Annotated in this window: 21 protein-coding genes and 4 tRNA genes; 8 read left to right on the forward strand and 17 right to left on the reverse strand. The window is 65.5% G+C overall.

The genetic code is table 11. From position 1 onward, the window contains the following. Positions 1-130 precede the first annotated feature (130 nt). The 7 genes from RDM88_RS06780 to RDM88_RS06810 form a co-directional block, all read right to left on the reverse strand. A complete protein-coding gene (locus tag RDM88_RS06780) occupies positions 131-898 on the reverse strand; it encodes a Nif3-like dinuclear metal center hexameric protein (RefSeq protein ID WP_308754112.1) in 768 nt (255 codons plus the stop codon). Beyond that, positions 895-1,587, reverse strand: coding sequence for a class I SAM-dependent methyltransferase (locus RDM88_RS06785; RefSeq protein ID WP_308754113.1), 693 nt, complete (start codon positions 1,585-1,587; stop codon positions 895-897). Before RDM88_RS06785 ends, RDM88_RS06780 begins: the two co-directional genes overlap by 4 nt. After that, positions 1,587-1,796, reverse strand: coding sequence for a DUF1858 domain-containing protein (locus tag RDM88_RS06790; protein WP_308754114.1), 210 nt, complete (start codon positions 1,794-1,796; stop codon positions 1,587-1,589). The genes RDM88_RS06785 and RDM88_RS06790 overlap by 1 nt, the downstream gene beginning before the upstream one ends. Before the next feature lie 155 nt (positions 1,797-1,951). Next, a complete protein-coding gene (locus tag RDM88_RS06795) occupies positions 1,952-2,230 on the reverse strand; it encodes a zinc-ribbon domain containing protein (RefSeq protein ID WP_101553177.1) in 279 nt (92 codons plus the stop codon). Positions 2,231-2,371: 141 nt separating this feature from the next. Next, positions 2,372-2,968 carry a sigma-70 family RNA polymerase sigma factor gene (locus RDM88_RS06800; protein ID WP_308754115.1) on the reverse strand — a complete coding sequence of 199 codons (597 nt, stop codon included), beginning with the start codon at positions 2,966-2,968 and terminating at the stop codon, positions 2,372-2,374. Positions 2,969-3,117: 149 nt separating this feature from the next. After that, positions 3,118-4,476, reverse strand: coding sequence for an MATE family efflux transporter (locus RDM88_RS06805; protein ID WP_308754116.1), 1,359 nt, complete (start codon positions 4,474-4,476; stop codon positions 3,118-3,120). A 61-nt stretch (positions 4,477-4,537) separates the two neighbouring features. Beyond that, a complete protein-coding gene (locus tag RDM88_RS06810; RefSeq protein ID WP_374045423.1) occupies positions 4,538-5,503 on the reverse strand; it encodes a peptidylprolyl isomerase in 966 nt (321 codons plus the stop codon). 153 nt (positions 5,504-5,656) lie between these two features. Here RDM88_RS06810 and RDM88_RS06815 point away from each other — a divergent pair, with 153 nt between their 5' ends. Beyond that, the gene (locus RDM88_RS06815; RefSeq protein WP_308754117.1) at positions 5,657-6,109 is read left to right on the forward strand and encodes a metallopeptidase family protein; all 453 of its coding nucleotides are present in this window, start codon (positions 5,657-5,659) and stop codon (positions 6,107-6,109) included. A 67-nt stretch (positions 6,110-6,176) separates the two neighbouring features. On the opposite strand, the gene RDM88_RS06820 is transcribed toward RDM88_RS06815, so the two are convergent. From RDM88_RS06820 to RDM88_RS06845, 6 genes are all read right to left on the reverse strand, one after another. Continuing rightward, entirely contained in the window at positions 6,177-6,539 is a 363-nt protein-coding gene (locus RDM88_RS06820) for a helix-turn-helix transcriptional regulator (protein WP_308754118.1), read from the reverse strand. A gap of 227 nt (positions 6,540-6,766) precedes the next feature. Then, positions 6,767-7,219 carry a GNAT family N-acetyltransferase gene (locus RDM88_RS06825; RefSeq protein WP_374045424.1) on the reverse strand — a complete coding sequence of 151 codons (453 nt, stop codon included), beginning with the start codon at positions 7,217-7,219 and terminating at the stop codon, positions 6,767-6,769. Positions 7,220-7,385: 166 nt separating this feature from the next. After that, positions 7,386-7,460, reverse strand: a tRNA-Gln gene (locus RDM88_RS06830). A 42-nt stretch (positions 7,461-7,502) separates the two neighbouring features. Continuing rightward, a tRNA-His gene (locus tag RDM88_RS06835) sits at positions 7,503-7,579 on the reverse strand. Between the two features lie 173 nt (positions 7,580-7,752). Continuing rightward, positions 7,753-7,829 (reverse strand) — tRNA-Arg (locus RDM88_RS06840). Positions 7,830-7,860: 31 nt separating this feature from the next. Next, positions 7,861-7,934: transfer RNA gene (locus RDM88_RS06845), tRNA-Gly, on the reverse strand. A 269-nt stretch (positions 7,935-8,203) separates the two neighbouring features. Between RDM88_RS06845 and rpe the strand changes: the two genes are divergently transcribed. Beyond that, positions 8,204-8,866 carry a ribulose-phosphate 3-epimerase gene (gene rpe, locus RDM88_RS06850; protein ID WP_308754119.1) on the forward strand — a complete coding sequence of 221 codons (663 nt, stop codon included), beginning with the start codon at positions 8,204-8,206 and terminating at the stop codon, positions 8,864-8,866. Between the two features lie 3 nt (positions 8,867-8,869). Here the strand turns inward: rpe and RDM88_RS06855 are convergent, their stop codons facing one another. Next, positions 8,870-9,394 (reverse strand): hypothetical protein, encoded by a 525-nt coding sequence (locus RDM88_RS06855; protein ID WP_308754120.1) that lies wholly within the window; start codon positions 9,392-9,394, stop codon positions 8,870-8,872. Between the two features lie 61 nt (positions 9,395-9,455). On the opposite strand from RDM88_RS06855, the gene RDM88_RS06860 reads away from it, so the two are divergent. From RDM88_RS06860 to RDM88_RS06885, 6 genes are read left to right on the forward strand one after another with little or no spacing between them, the layout of a single operon-like run. Next, positions 9,456-11,987, forward strand: coding sequence for a 4Fe-4S dicluster domain-containing protein (locus tag RDM88_RS06860; protein WP_308754121.1), 2,532 nt, complete (start codon positions 9,456-9,458; stop codon positions 11,985-11,987). Next, positions 11,984-12,994: an RnfABCDGE type electron transport complex subunit D gene (locus tag RDM88_RS06865; RefSeq protein ID WP_308754122.1), complete on the forward strand. Its 1,011-nt coding sequence runs from the start codon at positions 11,984-11,986 to the stop codon at positions 12,992-12,994. Before RDM88_RS06860 ends, RDM88_RS06865 begins: the two co-directional genes overlap by 4 nt. After that, a complete protein-coding gene (locus RDM88_RS06870; RefSeq protein WP_308754123.1) occupies positions 12,945-13,595 on the forward strand; it encodes an Rnf-Nqr domain containing protein in 651 nt (216 codons plus the stop codon). Before RDM88_RS06865 ends, RDM88_RS06870 begins: the two co-directional genes overlap by 50 nt. Positions 13,596-13,626: 31 nt before the next feature. After that, on the forward strand, positions 13,627-14,235 hold the full coding sequence (locus RDM88_RS06875) for an Rnf-Nqr domain containing protein (RefSeq protein WP_308754124.1): 609 nt from the start codon (positions 13,627-13,629) through the stop codon (positions 14,233-14,235). A gap of 40 nt (positions 14,236-14,275) precedes the next feature. After that, complete coding sequence (locus tag RDM88_RS06880) at positions 14,276-15,526, forward strand: putative glycoside hydrolase (RefSeq protein WP_308754125.1); 1,251 nt, start codon at positions 14,276-14,278, stop codon at positions 15,524-15,526. Positions 15,527-15,543: 17 nt separating this feature from the next. After that, the gene (locus RDM88_RS06885) at positions 15,544-16,113 is read left to right on the forward strand and encodes a hypothetical protein (RefSeq protein ID WP_308754126.1); all 570 of its coding nucleotides are present in this window, start codon (positions 15,544-15,546) and stop codon (positions 16,111-16,113) included. A gap of 165 nt (positions 16,114-16,278) precedes the next feature. Here RDM88_RS06885 and RDM88_RS06890 read toward each other — a convergent pair whose 3' ends face one another. From RDM88_RS06890 to RDM88_RS06900, 3 genes are read right to left on the reverse strand one after another with little or no spacing between them, the layout of a single operon-like run. Then, the gene (locus RDM88_RS06890) at positions 16,279-16,842 is read right to left on the reverse strand and encodes a sugar O-acetyltransferase (RefSeq protein WP_308754127.1); all 564 of its coding nucleotides are present in this window, start codon (positions 16,840-16,842) and stop codon (positions 16,279-16,281) included. Then, positions 16,839-17,165, reverse strand: a complete 327-nt coding sequence (locus RDM88_RS06895; protein ID WP_308754128.1) for an ATP synthase subunit I — start codon at positions 17,163-17,165, stop codon at positions 16,839-16,841. The genes RDM88_RS06890 and RDM88_RS06895 overlap by 4 nt, the downstream gene beginning before the upstream one ends. Beyond that, complete coding sequence (locus RDM88_RS06900) at positions 17,162-17,557, reverse strand: Rrf2 family transcriptional regulator (protein ID WP_101549430.1); 396 nt, start codon at positions 17,555-17,557, stop codon at positions 17,162-17,164. The genes RDM88_RS06895 and RDM88_RS06900 overlap by 4 nt, the downstream gene beginning before the upstream one ends. Positions 17,558-17,778: the final 221 nt, after the last annotated feature.

Consider the following 17,778-nt stretch of genomic DNA (forward strand, 5'->3'; position numbering starts at 1 on the left):
CGCCGGGGCGGGTCCCGGCAACTACACCGCTCACTGAGCGGTAATCCTAAGGACCGCTGTCGGTCGGCCACCGACAAACTCCGCCGCTCGATGAGCGGCAAATCTAAAAGCTCCGCCGCCCGGGAGGCTGCTAAATCGTCGTCGTCACGTCGACGTTCGTGCGCGCGATCACGACGGGAACACTCTCCCCGGCGGCGGCGCGGACGAGCCCGGCGAGGTAGTCGAGCACGATCGTCTCGGTGCCGAAATGCCCCGCGTCGAGCAGGGTGATTCCGCGGTGGACCGCGTCGAGCATCACGTCGTGCTTGATGTCGCCGGTGACATACGCCTGACAGCCCGCCGCGGCGGCCGCGTCAAGCATATTCCCGCCCGAGCCGCCGCACACCGCCACCCGTTCGATCGCGCGGCCGCCGTCGCAGTAGCGCACCGCCTGAAGGTCGAGCATCCGTTTGACGTAGTAGGCGAATTCCGGCGGGGTCATGCCGCGCGCGAGGGTTCCCACCCGGCCGATCCCCTCGCCGGGGCAGGTCTCCTCGAGCGGCGCGGGATCCGAAAGCTCGAGCCGCGCGGCAAGGATGTCGTTGACGCCGCCCCTGGCGATGTCGAGGTTGGTGTGGGCACTGACGACCGACAGCCCCGCCCGGACGAGCCGCCACACGAGGGTGTCTGCGGTGACCCGCTTCATGGGGTGGAAGATCACCGGATGGTGGGTCACGATGAGGTTCGCGCCGCGCGAAACGGCCTCGTCGATCACGTTGTCGGTCACGTCGAGCGCGACAAGCGCGCCCCTCACCTGCTCTTCCGGGTCCCCGACGAGCAGCCCGGGGTTGTCAAAATCCATCGCGAGCGAAAAGGGGGCCGCCGCGTCGATGGCGTTATAGACGTCCTTCACATTCATGCCGTGCACCTGCTTTCCAGTTCTTTTAAAAGCGCCCGCAGTTCCTCATATTCCGGTCCGGGAGCGGCGGCGCGCTCCAGCCCCTCCACCCGCTCGCGGATGAGCCGCGCCGTCTTGGAAAGGTACTGCCGCGCGGCGGGCGACGGGTCGTCGAGCAGCGTTCCGCAGTACGCCTCGGCGGGCGTGAGCGTCCGCGCCCGGCCGGCATAGGCGGCCTGCATGACCGTGTAGGGGAAGTTCCCCGACACGACCGCTTCCTCCCGCAAAACGGCGAAGCCGTTTTCCGCGAGGCTGCGGCGCAGCCGCTCGGATTTCGTCATCGGCTGGAGCACGAAGCGCAGCGCGGGGGCGCGGGTCCAGGGCGCTTTGCCGATGATCTCCCAGATGAGGTCGCCCCCCATCCCTGCAATCACGATGTCGTCCGCCCCGCCCGCCGGGAGCCCGTCGAGCCCCGCGCACAGAATCAGTTTCACCCGGTCGGCGACGCCGTATTCGGACAAAGTGAAAGCCGCCTTCTCCAGCGGCTTCCGGTTGATGTCGCAGGCATAGCCCGCGGAAATCTTTTTTTGCGCGGCGAGCCAGGCGACCAGGTAACCGTGGTCGCAGCCGATATCCGCGCAGCGCGCCCCCTCCCGCACCATCGAGGCGATGGTCAGGAGCCGCGCGTCCAGCCTGGGCAGGCGTTCCATCAGGCCAGCACGTTTTTGGCGTCGGTGGCGTTGAGCCTGCGGAGCAGCGCGTCGCAGTCGACCCCGTGCACCATGCAGGCCTCTTCGATCGTCTCCCCGCGCGAGGAGGGGCAGCCCAGGCAGTGCATCCCCATCTCAAGGAAATATTTCGCGAGGGACATATCGTTGTCCAGCGCCTCGCCGATCAGCGTATCCTTCGTATAGACCATTTTATAAACCTCCGTTTTGGAAATCCGATTTTAGGCTGCGGGTTCCCTGCGGATATTATAACATCTTTTCCGCGCCGCGAACAGGGGGAATCCAACTTTTCATGGGCATGAAAACGGCCGCCGTTATAAAACGGCGGCCGGAAGATGCAAACAGATTACTGCTGCTCCTTCATCTTGGCAAAGCACTCGGAGCAGTAGACCGGGCGGTCCTCACGGGGCTGGAAGGGAACCTTCGCCTCGCCGCCGCAGGAAGCGCAGGTGGCGGTGAACATCTCTCTCTGGGGGCGCGCATTGTTCTTGCGGGCGTCGCGGCAAGCCTTGCAGCGCTGGGGCTCGTTGACAAAGCCTCTCTCAGCGTAGAACTCCTGCTCTCCCGCTGTGAAGACGAACTCGGCTCCGCACTCTTTGCATGTCAGTGTTTTGTCAGTGTACATTTTGGTTACCTCGCTTAAAATTTGATTTACCCGCTGGAACTGCGTGGACCGAGATTGAAAACCAAGCTCTGCCAATGGCGCCAAAGGGTAGTTATTATGCAATCCCTCTCGGGACTGTCACAAAATGGATCGCGTGCGCTTTCACTGGAAAACGCTCCGCAGCTTTCGCCGCACTCTCTGCAAGGCGTTGTCAACAGCTTTCGAGGATGAACCGAGTTCGCGGGACATCTCGTCGTAAGAGTAGGAGCTGAGGTACAATCTTAAAACCTGCCGTTCAAATGGGGACAAAAGGGTGGCTATCTGCCGGTTGCGCGCGGTTGTCTCCTCGCTCGCGATCAGCAGCTGCTCGGGGTCGTCTTCGGGAGACGCGAGCGCCTCCTCCGGCACGTCCCCGCCCAGGGAAAGATAGCTGCGCATCGGCGCGTTCTTGTCGCGCATATGCGCCGTCACGGTGCTGATGAGCTTGTTGTTCACGCACACCGCCGCAAACGTCTTGAAGCGCCCGGGGGCGTCCTCGCGGTAGTTGCGCACCGCCTTGAGCAGCGCGATCATGCCCTCCTGGCAGAGGTCGTCCGCGTCCGGCCCGCCCCGGGAATAGGAACGCGCGCGCGCGTGGACAAACGATCCGTACCGCTTGATCAAGATGGCCAGCGCCTCGTCGTCGCCGCCCTTTGCCCGCAGGGCAAGGGCCTCATCGCTGGCGTCGCAGAGAGAGGTGGATTTTGCAGTGTCGTTCATGAGACCTCGTTCTCCCCGGCGTATAAAACGCAGTGACCAAATTGATACGCTATTTATTATAGCCACGGGGTTCGGTTTTGTCAAGCTATTTCAAAAATAGCGCGCCGGCTCCCCCGGTTTTTTGACGTTTTTCCCAAAATTTCACGCGGCTAATCGCGCACCGTCAAATCGCGCAGCCATTTGAAGCCGAGGATGCGGAAACTCGAGACCACCGTTTTGAGGATTTCGTCGCACTTGAGGCAGAGGAAGACGGCGGGTGCGGGCCAGCCGAGAACCAGCCCCGTCAGGAAGCCGAGCGGCACCGCCACGCCCCACAAAAACGCCGTCTCGCAGATGAGCACGAACTTGGCGTCCCCGCCCGCGCGCAGGATGCCCACCATGCCGGTGATCGCGAGCGACTGGAAGAAGACGATGAGCGCGCCCACGCGGGTGATCCCCCGGGCGATCGAGATCGTCGCCTCGGAGAAGCTGTAGAAGGAGATGACCACCGGCCCGAGCGCCAGCGTCACCGCCGCCGAAAAGAGCCCCAGCACCACCGAGAGCGCCAGCAGCGTGACCGAACGCTGCTTGGCCTTCTCGTATTCGCCCGCGCCGATCGTGTTGCCCACGACGGTGAGTGCGGCGTTGCCCACGCCGAAGATCATCACCGACACGAGCTGGTTGATCACCGTGTAGATCGAGTTGGCCGCCACGAAGTTGGTGCCCATGCGCCCGATGACCACCGCCGTGATCGAGGTGCCGATCCCCCACATCAGCTCGTTGCCGATGACCGGGACCGAGACGGTGAAATATTTCTTATAGAAGCCGCGGTTGCTCGGGAGCAGGTCGCGCAGCGAGAACCGGATCTTTTTCTCCCTCAAAAAGAGGTAGCCCGCCGCGACGCCGAACTCGACGAGGCGGGCGCAGACGGTCGCGACCGCGCCGCCGCGCACCTCCAGCCTGGGCGCGCCGAACTTGCCGAAGATCAGCACATAGTTGAGCGAGGTGTTGACCACCAGCGAGGCGAGGTAGACGGCGATCGAAATGTTCACCGTCCCCACCGAGCGCAGCATCATGATCGTCAGGTTCGCCGCCGTATAGAACGGATAGGACCACCCGAGAATCCGCAGGTACTGCACGCCGAAATCGATGACGGCCTCCTCGGTCGTAAAGATGCCCATGAACTGGCGCGGAAAAAAGAGCGCCACGCAGGAGAAGACGACCGCCGCCGCCATCCCGATCTTATAGGTCATCGCCTCGACCCGGCGGATGACCTCCACGTCCCGTTTCCCCCAGTACTGGGCGATCAGCACGTTGGCGCCGCCCGCCACGCCGAAGCAGACGACCATCAGCATGAACCACAGCTGGTTGGCGATCGACGTCGCGGACAGCTGCACCTCGCCGAGCTGCCCGATCATCAGCGTGTCCATCATCGAGACGGCCACGGTGATCAGGTTTTGCAGCGCGATGGGCACCGCGATCAGCATCAGCGACTTATAAAAGCCGCGGTCGTTTACAAACAGTTTCATTCTCTTCCCTCTCTATCCTCAAACCAAAAAAGCGGGCGGGCCCGCGGCCCGCCCGGGGAGCCTATTCCTCCACGGTGACCTTGACGATGGTCACCGGCTTGCTCGTCCTGCCGGCCGGATTGCCCGCCTGGTCGGTCTCCCCCGTGTCGAGCGCGGCGATCCCGTCGACGACGTCCATACCCTCGATCACGTAGCCGAACACCGTGTGCACATCGTCGAGGTGGGGCGTGCCGCCCACCTCTTCGTATTTTTTGAGCGCCGGGAGCTTCCGGTCCGCGTAGTCCTGCGGGACCCCCGCCGCATATTTGCCGTCAAGCTCGCTGTTGAGCTCGTCGATCCGCGCGTTGATCTCCTCCTGCGTCCCGCCGCCCGCCGCCATCTCGGAGATCTCCCTCTGCGCGGCCGAGACCTGGTCGTTCATATAGAGGTTAAGCAGGTAGTCGGACAGGCTCATCCCCGAGAGCGCGTCCCCGCGCTGCACGATGAAGAACTGGCTGCCGTTGGTGTTCGCACCCGAGTTCGCCATCGAAAGCGCGCCGCGGAAGTTGCGCAGCACGGGCGAGAACTCGTCCTCGAACGGCTCGCCCCAGATGCTCTCGCCGCCGGTGCCGTCGCCGTTCGGGTCGCCGCCCTGCAGCATGAAGTCGTTGATCACCCGGTGGAAGGAGAGGCCGTCATAGTAGCCCTCCCTCGCGTGGGTGAGGAAGTTCTCCACCGCCTTGGGGGCCTCCTTCGGGAAGAGGCGCACCCGGATCGTCCCCTCGCTCGTCTCGATCGAGGCGGTGGGGTTGTCCGCGTAATCGCCCGTGCCCTCGAGCGCGGCGGTCATCTGTTCCATGAGCGCGAGGCCCTCCCCGCCCACCTCGGTCGGGACGGGGCCCGGCTCGGGCAGCGAAGCCGCGGAGGAGCTCTCCTCCGCGGAGGAAGACGGCGCCTGGGAGCTCTCCGCGCTCCCCTCCTTCGCGCCGCACGCGGCGGCGGTGAGCATGACCGCGAGGGTCAGGAATATCGTCAGGATTTTTTTCATCTGCTTGGCTCCTTTGTTTTGATCGTTAGGCTAGTAGTATACCACACCCGGACCGCTTTCACAAGGAACGGTTTGTGAATTTTCCTCCGCGGTTGACTTTTCGGCCGATCCGCGCTATCCTGTTCCCACACACGCCATGCAAAGGGGATTTCTATGATATCGATCGATGAGATGCGGGAGATGCTCGGCGGGCTTCTGGACGAACTGCCCGAGGCCTTTTTCGAGGAACTCAACGGGGGCGTCCGCCTGCTGGAGGAGGCCAAGCGCGACCCCGCGGCGCGGGAGGACGACCTCTTCATCCTCGGCGAATACTGCGAGGGGCCGCTCGGGCGGAGCATCGTCCTCTACTACGGCTCCTTCGCGCGCCTGTTCGGCCGCCTGGGGCCGATGCAGCTGCGCCGGGAACTGCGCAGGACCGTCCGCCACGAGTTCCGCCACCACATCGAGGCCCTCGCGGGCGAGGACGCGCTCGACCGGGAGGACGAGGCGCAGCTCGGCGATTACCTCCGGCGGCAGGCAGCGCGGGAGGACCCGGAGCAGGCCCGGCGCGCCGCGCGGGAAGCGGGCCGCCGGGAGGGACGGCTTTTCCGCCGCCCGCGCAGGTAATTCCATCATCTGAAAGAGGGGAGCGGCATGCCGCTCCCCTCTTCGGTTCCATATCACGCTTTTCCGTTTAACGGTCGGCGCCGTTCCCCGCCCTGCTCCGCTCGGTCCACTGCATGAGGACGCCCTCCGCCGCGGACAGGAAGAGCTCCTGCTGTGCCGTCGGCAGGCGGTCCAGCATCGGCTGGAAGCGGGAGAGATCGTTTCGGGGAAGCAGGTCGACCTCGACGTCGGCGCGGATCAATTCCTCGATCTGGAGGCCGAACGCGGCGGCGATGCTGTCCATCGTGTCGAAGGTTGGGTTCCCGTTGCCGCACTCGATGTCGCTGAGCTTCCGCAGGCTGATTCCCGCTTTCGCCGCAAAGCTCTCCTGAGAAAGGCCCATCTGCTGCCTGCGGAATCTGACGCTCCGCCCAAGTTCCTGCACGGTCACCGGTAATCAACTCCTTCCAATGAAATTATAGGAGTTATTACCTGTTTATGGAAACCATTCTATTTCTAGAACTAAACTTCTTATCCCCCGCAAACCGCGATTCCATCAGCGTTTGGGCGGCTTCCCGGGCTTTCCCGGGAGATAAAGTTTTACATGCGCGCGCTCCCCTTTTTCGCCCGTCCGCCGGTTTTCCGCCCCAAAGCCAAAGGAGGAGCGTCCGCTCCTCCTTAAAATGCCAGCCGCATCTGGTACCAGGTCTCCCCGCCGTGCGCCGACGCGGACAGGCCCTCGCTCCGGAATCCGAACCGCTCGTAGTAGGGGACCAGGCGGGCCTTGCAGGTCAGCACGACGCCCGCCCTGCCCCCGGCCTTCACGTCGGCGATCACCCGGTTTATAAGCCTGGCCGCGCATCCCCGCCTCCGGTACGCGGGCGCCGTGTCCACGCCGAAAATCATCATCCACCGGCCGTCCTCCCGGTAATAGCCGGTCGTCCGGTACATGTCGTCCAGCAGGTCTTTTTCATCCGTGGGCATCCCATTGACCATGGCCGCCAAAACGTCCCCGTCCTCCAGCAGCCAACAGGAAGCCGCGTACGTCTCCAGCCGTTCGGCGAGGGCCTCCCGCGAGGCCGCCTCGTTTTCCGGGAAGCACGCCGCCTCCATTTCGCAGATCCGGTCCAAATCCGCCGGCGCCGCATGGCGCACAGACATTTTATCCGCCTCGGAGCACATCGATTTCACGTCCTCCCCTTCATATTTCCGTTTTGCGGAACGTTCTGTCCCGGCCTCCGCCCGCGGCGGAGGGCGCCAAATAAAAAGCGGCCTGTCAAAGCAAGCCGCTTTTATTTGGCTGGGCCGGCAGGATTCGAACCTGCGAATGCAGCAGTCAAAGTGCTGTGTCTTACCGCTTGACGACGGCCCAATTTGTAAAATTCCCCGCCCGCTGCGCGGCCGGGGAATTTGATGGGGTGGGTAATGAGATTCGAACTCACGGCCTCCAGAGCCACAATCTGGCGCTCTAACCAACTGAGCTATACCCACCATATGGCGTGTCCCGTTTTCAGGGACGGCGCGTTTGCCTATGCCTGGCGCGGAAAGGAAATGGCGCGCCAGGAGTTGAGGCGAGAACGGAGCTGCCTGCGGCAGGTCCGGGCCGCCGTGTCCCGTCCGACGAGAACGCTTCGCGTTCGAGGAGGCCTGGCGCGGAATGAAAATGGCGCGCCAGGAGGGACTCGAACCCCCAACCTACTGCTTAGAAGGCAGTTGCTCTATCCGGATGAGCTACTGGCGCACAATCGGCCGCCCTCAGGCGCGGGGGGTTATGGAGCGGGTGATGGGAATCGAACCCACGTTTTCAGCTTGGAAGGCTGACATTCTACCATTGAACTACACCCGCAGGCTTTAAGCGACGCATTTAATTTTAGCAAATTTGCCATCCCTTGTCAATAGATTTCCGCACCCGCGCGGACCTTTATTTCCCGGCCGCGCGGCCGGCACCTTCCCGCCCCGCGGCGCCCAAATGGTGAACACCCTGTGAATTCTGCGACCGTCGGCCCTATTTTCTTGCAATCCACGGCACATTACGATATAATATTCGTGCACATTCAAGGCCCGAAGCGGCCTTTGCCCCGCATTTGCGGGAGATCTGTCAATACGGAGGCAGCCATGTTCAAAATTTCCCCATCCATCCTCGCCTGTGATTTCGCCAACCTCGAAGCCGAGGTGTCCGCCATGCAGCGCGCCGGCGTCGAAATGGTCCACGTCGACGTGATGGACGGTCATTTTGTCCCCAACATCTCCATCGGCCTGCCGGTGGTCGCCTCTCTGCGCAAAAAGACCGCCCTGCCGCTCGACGTGCACCTGATGATCAGCGACCCGCTCACCTACGCGCCGCAGTTCTGCGACATGGGCGCGGACATCGTCACCTTCCACGTTGAGAGCGAAAGCGATCCGCAGGCCGTCATCGACGCCATCAGGGCGAAGGGCAAAAAATGCGGCATGACCATCAAGCCCCGGACTCCCGCCGAAGCCCTCTTCCCCTATCTTTCCCAGCTCGACATGGTGCTGGTGATGACGGTGGAGCCCGGGTTCGGCGGGCAGAAATTCATGGCGGACATGTGCCCCAAGATCGAGGCCGTCCGCCGCGAATGCGACCGGCTGGGCATCCCGATGGACATCGAGGTGGACGGGGGCATCGATGAGCGCACCGTCCCCGCCGTCGTGCGCGCGGGCGCGAACGTCTTCGTCGCGGGCAGCGCCCTCTTCGGGAAGCCCGACTACGCCGCCGCGGTCGCCGGGCTGCGCGCCGCCGCGGAGCAGGCGCTTTAGCCCTCAGCCGAAGTAGGCGCAGATCAAATCGACCGCCTTGTCGTCCAGCACCTGTTCGGCGTGCTCCCCGAGCCACGCCTCGGCCAGCTCCCCCTCCCCGCAGCGCGGCGCGAATTCGTCGAGCAGCGAGAGGGTCACGCCGCCCGCCTCGTCGAGCGGGCGTACCACCAGCCGCCAGCCCCTCCCCATGCGGTAGAGGGCGCTGCGCAGGATCCGGTGGGAGCAGCGCCGGAACAGTTTGACCGCGCCTTCGATCAGCGTGTCGACGTCGTCGAAGGCATAGACCACGGGCGCGGCGACATGCCGCCGCACCTTCCACCGCCGGGGACGCCGCCGGCCCAGGCCCGAAAAGCGGATTTCGCAGCCGCCCTCCCCCGCGGGGGCCACCTCCACGAGCAGCGTCAGCAGCAGCGAGCGGGTGCGCAGGTCGCGGTAGTCGAGCGCGTCGTAGCTGAGGCCCAGCTCCTCGAGCTCCTCGCGCGTGAGCGCCACCTGCAGGCGGCGCGGGCCGAGCTGTTTATACTCCATCGCACATTCCCCCCGCACTATCTTATGTTCTTCGCAATTTTTTGATTATCGGAGGTTGCTTATGGCGGGTTTTTTCTATAAAGGCATCCTGCTTCAGCAGCATAAAGAGCCCGCGCTCTCCCGGGACCTGCGTGAGTTTGTCAACGCCGACACCATCGGCGTGACGATGGACCGCCCGCCCGTCGGGGACGCGGATTCCCTCACGCCCGCGGAGATCACCGCGCTCGCGCGCGACGCGCATATCGTCGACGAGCGGGACGGCCAGCCGCTGGCGGACAAGCTCGCGGCCTGCCCCGAAGCGCCCCCCCGCCTGCTGATCGCCGACGCGGTCGACGACGAGCCCTACCTCTCCAGCCAGCTGGGCCCCCTGCTCAAGAACCCCGCCCACAGCGCCCTCGGCCTGCGCCTCGCGCAGCGCGCGGCCGGCGCCGCCGAGGCGCAGTTCGCCGTCTATAAGAATCTGACCGACCTCGACATCCGCATCCCGCGGAAGATCGAGGGCTTTTCCGTCCGCCGCATCCGCGGGCGTTACCCGGCGGAATACCAGGCGTCGCAGGCCTTCGAGGCCGACGACGACGTCCTGCTCATCGGCGTGGGCGCTCTCATCCAGCTCGCGCGCGCGGTGCTTTTCAACCGTCCGCAGACCACCACCTTCGTCACCGTGGCGGGGGACTGCATCGGCAACCCCACCAACCTCGAAGTCTCCCTCGGCATGACCGTCGCGCAGGTGCTCGAGCGCTGCGGACTCATCGAGGACCCCGCGCGCGTCGTCGTGGGCGGCTCGATGACCGGCATCTCGGTCATCGACACCGAGAACACCCTCGTCACCCCCTCCACGCGCGCCGTCCTCGCCTTCCGCCAGGACTTCAAAAGCCTCGGGTTCGGCTGCATCGGCTGTTCCCGCTGCGTCCACGTCTGTCCCAAGGGGCTCAACCCCTTCTTTATCTACCGCGCCGTCCGGGAGAAACGGTACGCCGCCTTCCGCACCCTCGACGCGCAGATGTGCATCGGCTGCGGGACATGCAGCTACATGTGCCCCGCCAAGCTCGACCTGGCCGAGACGGTCCAGAAGGCCGCGCGCAGCTTTAAGCCGATGACCGGTTCGATCCGGACAAACGCGGCCCTGCTCGCCAAGAAGGACGCCGCCGACTATGAGAGCTACCTGGCAGATTACGCGCTCCACCGCGCGGAAATCGACCGCCGGAGGGCCCTGGCCGCCGCGCGCCGCGCCGACGAAAAGCGCCGCGGCGAAGCCGCGGCCGCGCACGCCGCCGCGGACAGGGAGGCGGACCGCGTCCTCGCACAGGCGCTTGCGGACCACCGCGCCGCCGACGCACAGGCCGACCGTACCCTCGCGCAGGCGCTCGAGGCAAAACAGGCGGCGGAACGCGCCGCCGACGAGGCGCTCGCACAGGCGCTGCGCCAAAAGCAGGAGGCCGGGCAGGCCGCCGACGGCGCGATCGCGCAGGCCGAGCGCCAGAGGCAGGCGTCCGAACAGGCCGCCGACAAGTCGGTTTCCGACGAGGAAGCCGCAAGGGACGCCGCCGACCGGGCCGCCGAGCGCGCGGACGCCGCCGCGCTCAAGCGGATGCAGGCGGCCGAAAAGGCGGCGGACAGGGCGTTTTCCGACGCGCTCAAGGCGCAGCAGAGCGCCGAAAAGGACGCGGCGAAGGCGCTCGCAAAGGCGGAGCGCAATTCCGCGCTCTCCGACGACGACAGGCAGGCGTTCAAAAAGACGCTGGACGAACTCCAGGCGGGCGCGGAACGGGTCCGTGCCGAGGCGCAGGCCGCCTGCGTCGAGGCGAAGGCCGCCGCGAAGGCCGATTATGAATCCGAGCTTGAAAAGGGCGCGCGCTCCCGCGCCGCCGCCAAAGAGGCGGTCGAAGCGGCGCGGCAGGCCGCGGAGGCGGCCAGGCTCGCCGCGCGGGAGACCCTCGAGGCGGTCCGGCAGACCAGCGAGGCGGACAAGGCCGCCGCGCTGAAGGTTTACGAGGCGGCGCAGGAGACCTGTGGGGCGGACAAGGCTGCCGCGCTGAAGGTCTATGAGGCGGCGCAGGAGGCGGACGCGCAGGCCCGCGCAGGGGCGCTGGAGGTCTATGAGGCCGCCCAGCGGGAATACGAACGGGCCAAGCAGGCCGCGAAGGAAGCCTACGAGGCGCGTCTCTCGGAGGCGCGCCAAACGGATGAACGGGCGCGCGCCGACATCGAGGCCGCGCTCGACCAGGCGAAGGAAAACGCCCGCGCCGCGGCGGACGCCGCCCGGCAGGCGCAGGCCGCCTTCGAGGGGCGTCCGGTCACGGTGGTGCTCGGCGGGCGCGATCTCGACGGGCGGGAGGCCGCGGAGGAACCGCCCGCGCCGCAGGCGCCCGGGGAGACCGCGCCGGAACTTTCCGCGTCCGCCGAACCGGACGGTGCCGGGGACGCGCCCATCGAGGTGGAGCTGCTCGGGCCCGAACCGGAGCAGGCTCCCGAAAGCGCGCGGGAACCGGACGAACAGGCCGCCGCGCTGACGGCGGCGGGCGCTCAGGAGCCGGACCCGATGCACGGCTGGCGCAAAAATGATTCCACCGCAAAAGGGGGGGACGACCGTTGAAACTGAATCGCAGGGCGGCCCCCCACATCCGCTTTCCCGAAAGCAACCGGACGCTCATGTCCGATATGATCATCCTGCTGCTCGTGCTGTGCGTGCTGGCGTTCCTCTACTACGGCGGGCGCGCGCTGATCGTCTGCGCCGTGTCGGTCGTCACAGCGGTCGTCTGCGACGCGCTGTGCACCCTCATCCGCGGCAGGCGCCCCAATCCGCGCGACCTCTCTCCCGTGGTCACGGGGCTTATCATCGCGCTGACGATGCCTGCGACGATCCCCTACTATGTGGTCGCGGCCGCCGCCGTCTTCGCCATCGCGATCGTCAAGCACCCGTTCGGCGGCACCGGGCAGAACCTCTTCAATCCCGCGGCGGCGGGCTTCTCCTTCGCGGCGATCTGCTGGCCGGGGCTCGTGTTCATGTACCCGATGCCCTTTGACCGCATCCCCGCCTTCGGCGAGGTCACCGCGCTGCTCTACCAGAACCCCGCCTTCGTGCTCAAGGTCGGCGGCGTTCCCGCCAACAACCTCACCGATCTGCTCTTCGGCAACTACCCCGGCCCGATGGGCGCGACCAACATCCTCGTCATCCTCGCCTGCCTGGTCTACCTCATCTTCCGGCGCACGGTGCGCTGGCAGCTCCCGCTGCCCTTCCTCGCGGCCTGCGCCGTGGTGGCGCTCCTCTTCCCGCGCGCGGGAACCGGGCTGCAGGCGGTCTTTTACGAACTCATGTCCGGGACGCTGCTCTTCGGCGCGGTCTTCGTCCTCACCGACCCCGTCACCAGCCCCAAGCGGGATTCCTCGATGGCGGTGTACGGCGTCTTCGCGGGCGTGGTCGCCATGCTCTTCCGCTACTTCGGCGGATATGAGGAAAGTATGCCCTTCGCGGTGCTCATTGCAAACGCGTTCGTCCCGCTGATCGACCGCTACAACGAATCGCTGCACCGCGCCATAAGGAGGAAACACCTTGAAGCTAGAAAAGCTAAAACAAACCCGCAGGCGCGGACGCTGGTTTGACGGCATCTTCGGCAGGAACCCCGTGCTCTGCTGCGGGCTGGCGCTCCCCTTCGCGGTGATGGTTACCACCAGCCTGCGCAGCAGCGTGTCGATCTCCATCCTGCTCGCCTGCTCGCTCATCCCCACCGTGCTGCTCGCCTCGCTGGTCGGCAGGTTTTTGCCGAGGTGGTTTTCGCCCGTGGTCTACACCCTCTTTTCAATGGTGGTGGTCGTCGCGTGCGTGCCGCTCATCCTGCCCATCTCCCCCGAGGTCGCCGACTCGCTGGGCGTCTATGTGCCCATCCTCTCGGTCAACACCATCCTGCTGACCCTCTGCGCCCGCTATGAGCGCCCGGCCGACCGGCCCGTCATGGCGCTCGTCGACGCGGCGGCCTACAGCATCGGCTTCGCGCTGGCCATGTGCCTGATCGCCTTCTTCCGCGAGCTGCTCGGGGCGGGCTCCCTGTGGGGCGTCCCGGTCCCCCTCCCCTTCCGGGCGGAGGGCGTCCAGATCGCGTTCGCGGGCTTCATCGCCGTCGCGCTGCTCAGCGCGTTCGTGCGCTTTTTGCGGCGCGCCGTGCTCGTCTTCTCCTACCGGCGGCACAATCCCAAACCGGAATAACCGGCCCGCCGGTTTTCTATGGAGGTAACCCATGAACGTTCTGTCTGAATTTTTGATCATCGCCCTTTCCGCGGCCGTGCTGCAGAACGCGGTCTTTACCCGCGGGCTCGGGTCGAGCAGGGACACGCTGATGATGGGGGCCCCCCGCCGCATCTTCGTGTTCGGCGCGGCGCTCACCTTTATCACCGTCGTTTCCGCCGCGCTCGCGTGGCCGCTCAACCGGCTGCTGCGCGAACAGCAGCTCTCCACCCGGCTCGGCATCCGCTATCTGAGCTCGATCGCCACGCTGGCGTGCGTCTGCGCCGTCTTCACGCTGCTCTACCTCGTCACCCGCGCGTGGTTCCCGCGCATTCACTACCCGCTGCGCCGCGACGCCGCGAACGCGGCCTTCAGCTGCGCCGTGCTCGGCACCATCCTCATCGCCTTTTCGGGCGGCTACGGCTTTGTCAAAACCCTCGGCTTCGCGTTCGGCTCGGGCGTCGGCTATACCGCCGCCCTGCTGCTCGTGCGGGAGGGCCGCCGCCGCATCGCCCTGTCCGACGTGCCCCGCGCCTTCCGCGGGCTGCCCATCATGCTGCTCTATATCGGCATCCTCTCCCTGGCGATCTACGGGCTGATCGGCCACCAGCTCCCGACCTGACGGTTTTTCAAGGCGCCTATCCTGAAACGGTGGTGATATGATGGCAAAGAATTACAAGATCAAACGGTACAAACGCATCTACCGCGGCAAGCGCTCGGCAGGTTCTCTCATCCTGCGGGGGGCGCTGGCCGCCGCCGCCGTCTTTATCGTGGCGTTCGTGGGCTATAACGCCTACGGCCCCATCCGCGACTACTTCTCGGGCGCGCTCGCGGCCGCTTCCCACAGCGCGCAGAGCGAGGCCGAGCCCGCGCCCCCTCCCGCAGACACGCCCGAGGCGGAGCCCGAGCCCGAGCCGCCCGTCCCCGCCGACGTGCGCGCGCTCTACCTGACGAACGCGCAGGTCCGGGATTCCGCCGGGCTTGACCAGCTGCTCGACGAACTCACCCGTACCGAGATCAACGCGGTGCTCTTCGACCTCAAGGACCAGCAGGGCAACATCCTCTACCGGTCCGACCTCGACCTGGTGGCGCAGTCGGGCGCGCAGGCGGAAAACGCCTATGACCTCGCGGCCCTCTGCCAAAAGCTCAGGGAGAAGAACCTCATCCCCATCGGGCGGCTCAACGCCTTCCGGGACCCCATCGCGCCCTCCCGGATTCCCGACGCGGGCATCAAATACATGAACACCGAAATCCTCTGGCTCGACAACGCCGCCGACCAGGGCGGCATGCCCTGGCTCAACCCCTACTCCGACCTGGCCCGCGCCTACGTCATCGACATCGCCACCGAGAGCGTGTCGCTCGGGGTGGGGCGGATCCTGCTCGACAACGTCAGCTTCCCCACCGGCTACGGGCAGGAGTACGCCTCCTACGGCCCGACCGCCGACGGGGTGACCCGGTCGGACGCGCTCTCCGTCTTTCTCGACCAAATCGACCGGCAGGTGCGGGACAAGGGCGGCGACGTGAGCGTCTATATCTCCGGGCTCGCCGCGCTCGGCGGCAACAACACCTATTACGGCTCCAACCCCCTCGCGCTGGCCAACGACAATGTGACCATCGGCGTGATGCCCGCCCAGTTCGGCGACGGCTTCACCCTTGAGAGCTTTTCGCTCGAGGCGCCCGTGCTTGACCCGCGCGGCACCGTCGACAGCCTGCTCAAGTTCATCGCCCCCGACGTCGCGGGCAAAAACGTCACCGTGCTCGTGCAGGCGTATCCCGCCTCCTACACGATCGAGAATAATAAGATGTATACGGTCGATGATATTAACGCCCAGATCGGCGCCGCCTCCCAGAACGGCATCATCAGCTACATCATCTACAGCCCCGACGGCAGCTATCCCCAGCCCGACGTCTGATTACAGGAGGTTTTTACATGGCCTTTAAAGTCCGCCTCTTTCCCGGCGAGCCCGACTACGAGACGCTTCACGTCGCCAAGCTCACCACCTTCCCGCTTGAAAAGCGGGATTACAAGCCCTATTCCCAGGCGCGCGTCTGCTTTTCCCACGGAGGTCTCTCCCTCCAGCTGCTCGCTTTCGAGGCGGAACCGCTCCCGCAGAGCGAGCTGCGGGCGGTCTTCCGTTTTACCGGGGACGAGCCCGCCCTCACCCTCTCGATCCACGCCGATCGGAGCATGCGCATCCTGCGCGGCGAGGAGGAGGTCACCACCGTCCTTGTCGCGGCGGAGGCCGCGTCGCTCCACATGTTTACCGGCGAGGATTTGCAGGGCGTGTTCTGGGGCGGCAACCTCTTCCTCTCCGCCGCCGTCATGAAGACCTACTATCCCCGCTTCTCCCCCGTAAAGGACGCGGTCTTTACCGGGAACCTCTACAAGCTCTGCGAGGGGCCCGAAAAGCCCCACTCCGGATGCTTCTATCCGGCCGACTTTTCAAAACCCCTCGACGCCCCCGAAAACCTCGGGGAATTTGTCGTCATCGACTATTGACCGGCGCGCCTTCCGACGCGCGGAATAAAAAACAAAGCGGCCGCCCGGAAGGGCGGCCGCTTTCCTCTGCTTCACAAACCGCGCGGGACGGATGTGGGCAACGCCCCGCCTGCGCCAAACGCTTTGAGGGTTTCCAAAGGGAACTTTCCCGAAAGTTCCCTTTGGTCACAGGCGCTCCACGATCTTCCGGATGGCGCGGCAGGGATTGCCCGCCGCCAGCACGCCCGCGGGGATGTCCCGCGTCACGACGCTGCCCGAACCGATCACCGTGTTGTCGCCGATCGTCACGCCGGGGTTGATCACCGTATGCCCGCCGATCCAGACGTGATTGCCGATGCGCACCGGCTTTCCGAACTCGAGTCCCGTGGCGCGCGCCGCCGGATCGAGCGGATGGGTGGCTGTGTAAATATCCACATTGGGCCCGATCTGCACATGGTCGCCGATGACGACCGGCGCGCTGTCCAGCACGGTCAGACCGAAATTGGCGTAAAAATGCTCGCCCACCGAGATGTTGACGCCGTAATCGAACCACACGGGCGGCTCCATGTAGGCGTACTCCCTGTGCGCCCCGAACATCCGCAGGCGCAGGCGGTCGTGCCCCGCCTCGTCCTCGGGCGGCAAATTGTTGTAGGCCTGGCAGAGCTGCCGCATCGTCAGGCGCAGCCGCACCAGCTCGGGGTCGCCGGGGTCGTACAGCTCCCCGGCGAGCATCTTTTCTCGTTCCGTCATTTTGGTCCATCTTCCTTCCGTGCGCCGCCCTCCGGCGGCGCGTCTGTTTTCTGTCGGCGGGGCAGCGCCGCAAGCAGGGCAAGCAGCAGCTTCTGCGCGATTAGCGGCAGCAGCGCCCCCACCGCGTCGAGCTGCGGCAGAATCAGCGCCAGCGCGATCAGCGCGACCGTAAAGAACCAGCGCGCCGCAAACCCCAGCATGACAAGGGTTCCGGCGCGTTCGGGAGCTTTCGCCGCTTTTTTCGCGGCATAGCGCAGCAGCAGCGCGTCCGCCGCCGCCCATGCGCACCCGGCGGCCAGCCCCGCGGCAAACGGCGCGGTCATTCGCCGAAGTGGATGGCGTAGAGGCGGTCGCGCACCAGCTTCGCGATCTCGGCGTAGGCGCGGTTGAACCGGCACTCCCCCTCCTCAACGCGGGTGCACTGGAACTCCCCGTCGCCGCCGACGCACCGGCTGATCGTAATCGGCCCCTCCACCGTCTCGATGACCTCACCGAGCGGGATCTCCTGCGGCGCACGGGCGAGCTCGTAGCCGCCCTGCGTGCCCTTGTAGGACCGGACGATTCCCTGTGCGACCAGCTTGCGCAGGATTTTGAGGGAAAAGCGCAGGGTCACGCCCGTCGCGGCGGAGAGCGCCTTGGCATCCATCCGGCTCCCGTTCTTCGCCAGACAGTTGACAATACGCACCGCATAGTCGGCCTCGAGGGTGATATACATGAAATCCGCTCCTTTGTTTGCGCTTTTCCAGAAAGGATAAACTATACCGATTAAGTGTACAACATTCGGCGCGTTTTGTCAAGGGCAGGAGGATGGGATTTGCCGCTCGTCGAGCGGCGGAGCTTGCCGGCGACCGGCGGCGGTCTTGGATTTCCCGCCCAGCGGGCGGAGGGCTTGCCGGGTCCCGCCCCGGCGGGCGGGTCGACTTCTTGCTCGCCCAA

This window comes from uncultured Anaerotruncus sp. (assembly GCF_902490045.1).
Taxonomy (GTDB): domain Bacteria; phylum Bacillota; class Clostridia; order Oscillospirales; family Ruminococcaceae; genus Anaerotruncus.

Excerpts from the sequence above, each read along its gene's own strand:
- RDM88_RS06780 (WP_308754112.1), bottom strand. The coding sequence starts at position 898 with ATGAATGTGAAGGACGTCTATAACGCCATCGACGCGGCGGCCCCCTTT.
- RDM88_RS06785 (WP_308754113.1), bottom strand. The coding sequence starts at position 1,587 with ATGGAACGCCTGCCCAGGCTGGACGCGCGGCTCCTGACCATCGCCTCG.
- RDM88_RS06790 (WP_308754114.1), bottom strand. The coding sequence starts at position 1,796 with ATGGTCTATACGAAGGATACGCTGATCGGCGAGGCGCTGGACAACGAT.
- RDM88_RS06795 (WP_101553177.1), bottom strand. The coding sequence starts at position 2,230 with ATGTACACTGACAAAACACTGACATGCAAAGAGTGCGGAGCCGAGTTC.
- RDM88_RS06800 (WP_308754115.1), bottom strand. The coding sequence starts at position 2,968 with ATGAACGACACTGCAAAATCCACCTCTCTCTGCGACGCCAGCGATGAG.
- RDM88_RS06805 (WP_308754116.1), bottom strand. The coding sequence starts at position 4,476 with ATGAAACTGTTTGTAAACGACCGCGGCTTTTATAAGTCGCTGATGCTG.
- RDM88_RS06810 (WP_374045423.1), bottom strand. The coding sequence starts at position 5,503 with ATGAAAAAAATCCTGACGATATTCCTGACCCTCGCGGTCATGCTCACC.
- RDM88_RS06815 (WP_308754117.1), top strand. The coding sequence starts at position 5,657 with ATGATATCGATCGATGAGATGCGGGAGATGCTCGGCGGGCTTCTGGAC.
- rpe (WP_308754119.1), top strand. The coding sequence starts at position 8,204 with ATGTTCAAAATTTCCCCATCCATCCTCGCCTGTGATTTCGCCAACCTC.
- RDM88_RS06855 (WP_308754120.1), bottom strand. The coding sequence starts at position 9,394 with ATGGAGTATAAACAGCTCGGCCCGCGCCGCCTGCAGGTGGCGCTCACG.
- RDM88_RS06860 (WP_308754121.1), top strand. The coding sequence starts at position 9,456 with ATGGCGGGTTTTTTCTATAAAGGCATCCTGCTTCAGCAGCATAAAGAG.
- RDM88_RS06875 (WP_308754124.1), top strand. The coding sequence starts at position 13,627 with ATGAACGTTCTGTCTGAATTTTTGATCATCGCCCTTTCCGCGGCCGTG.
- RDM88_RS06880 (WP_308754125.1), top strand. The coding sequence starts at position 14,276 with ATGGCAAAGAATTACAAGATCAAACGGTACAAACGCATCTACCGCGGC.
- RDM88_RS06885 (WP_308754126.1), top strand. The coding sequence starts at position 15,544 with ATGGCCTTTAAAGTCCGCCTCTTTCCCGGCGAGCCCGACTACGAGACG.
- RDM88_RS06890 (WP_308754127.1), bottom strand. The coding sequence starts at position 16,842 with ATGACGGAACGAGAAAAGATGCTCGCCGGGGAGCTGTACGACCCCGGC.
- RDM88_RS06895 (WP_308754128.1), bottom strand. The coding sequence starts at position 17,165 with ATGACCGCGCCGTTTGCCGCGGGGCTGGCCGCCGGGTGCGCATGGGCG.
- RDM88_RS06900 (WP_101549430.1), bottom strand. The coding sequence starts at position 17,557 with ATGTATATCACCCTCGAGGCCGACTATGCGGTGCGTATTGTCAACTGT.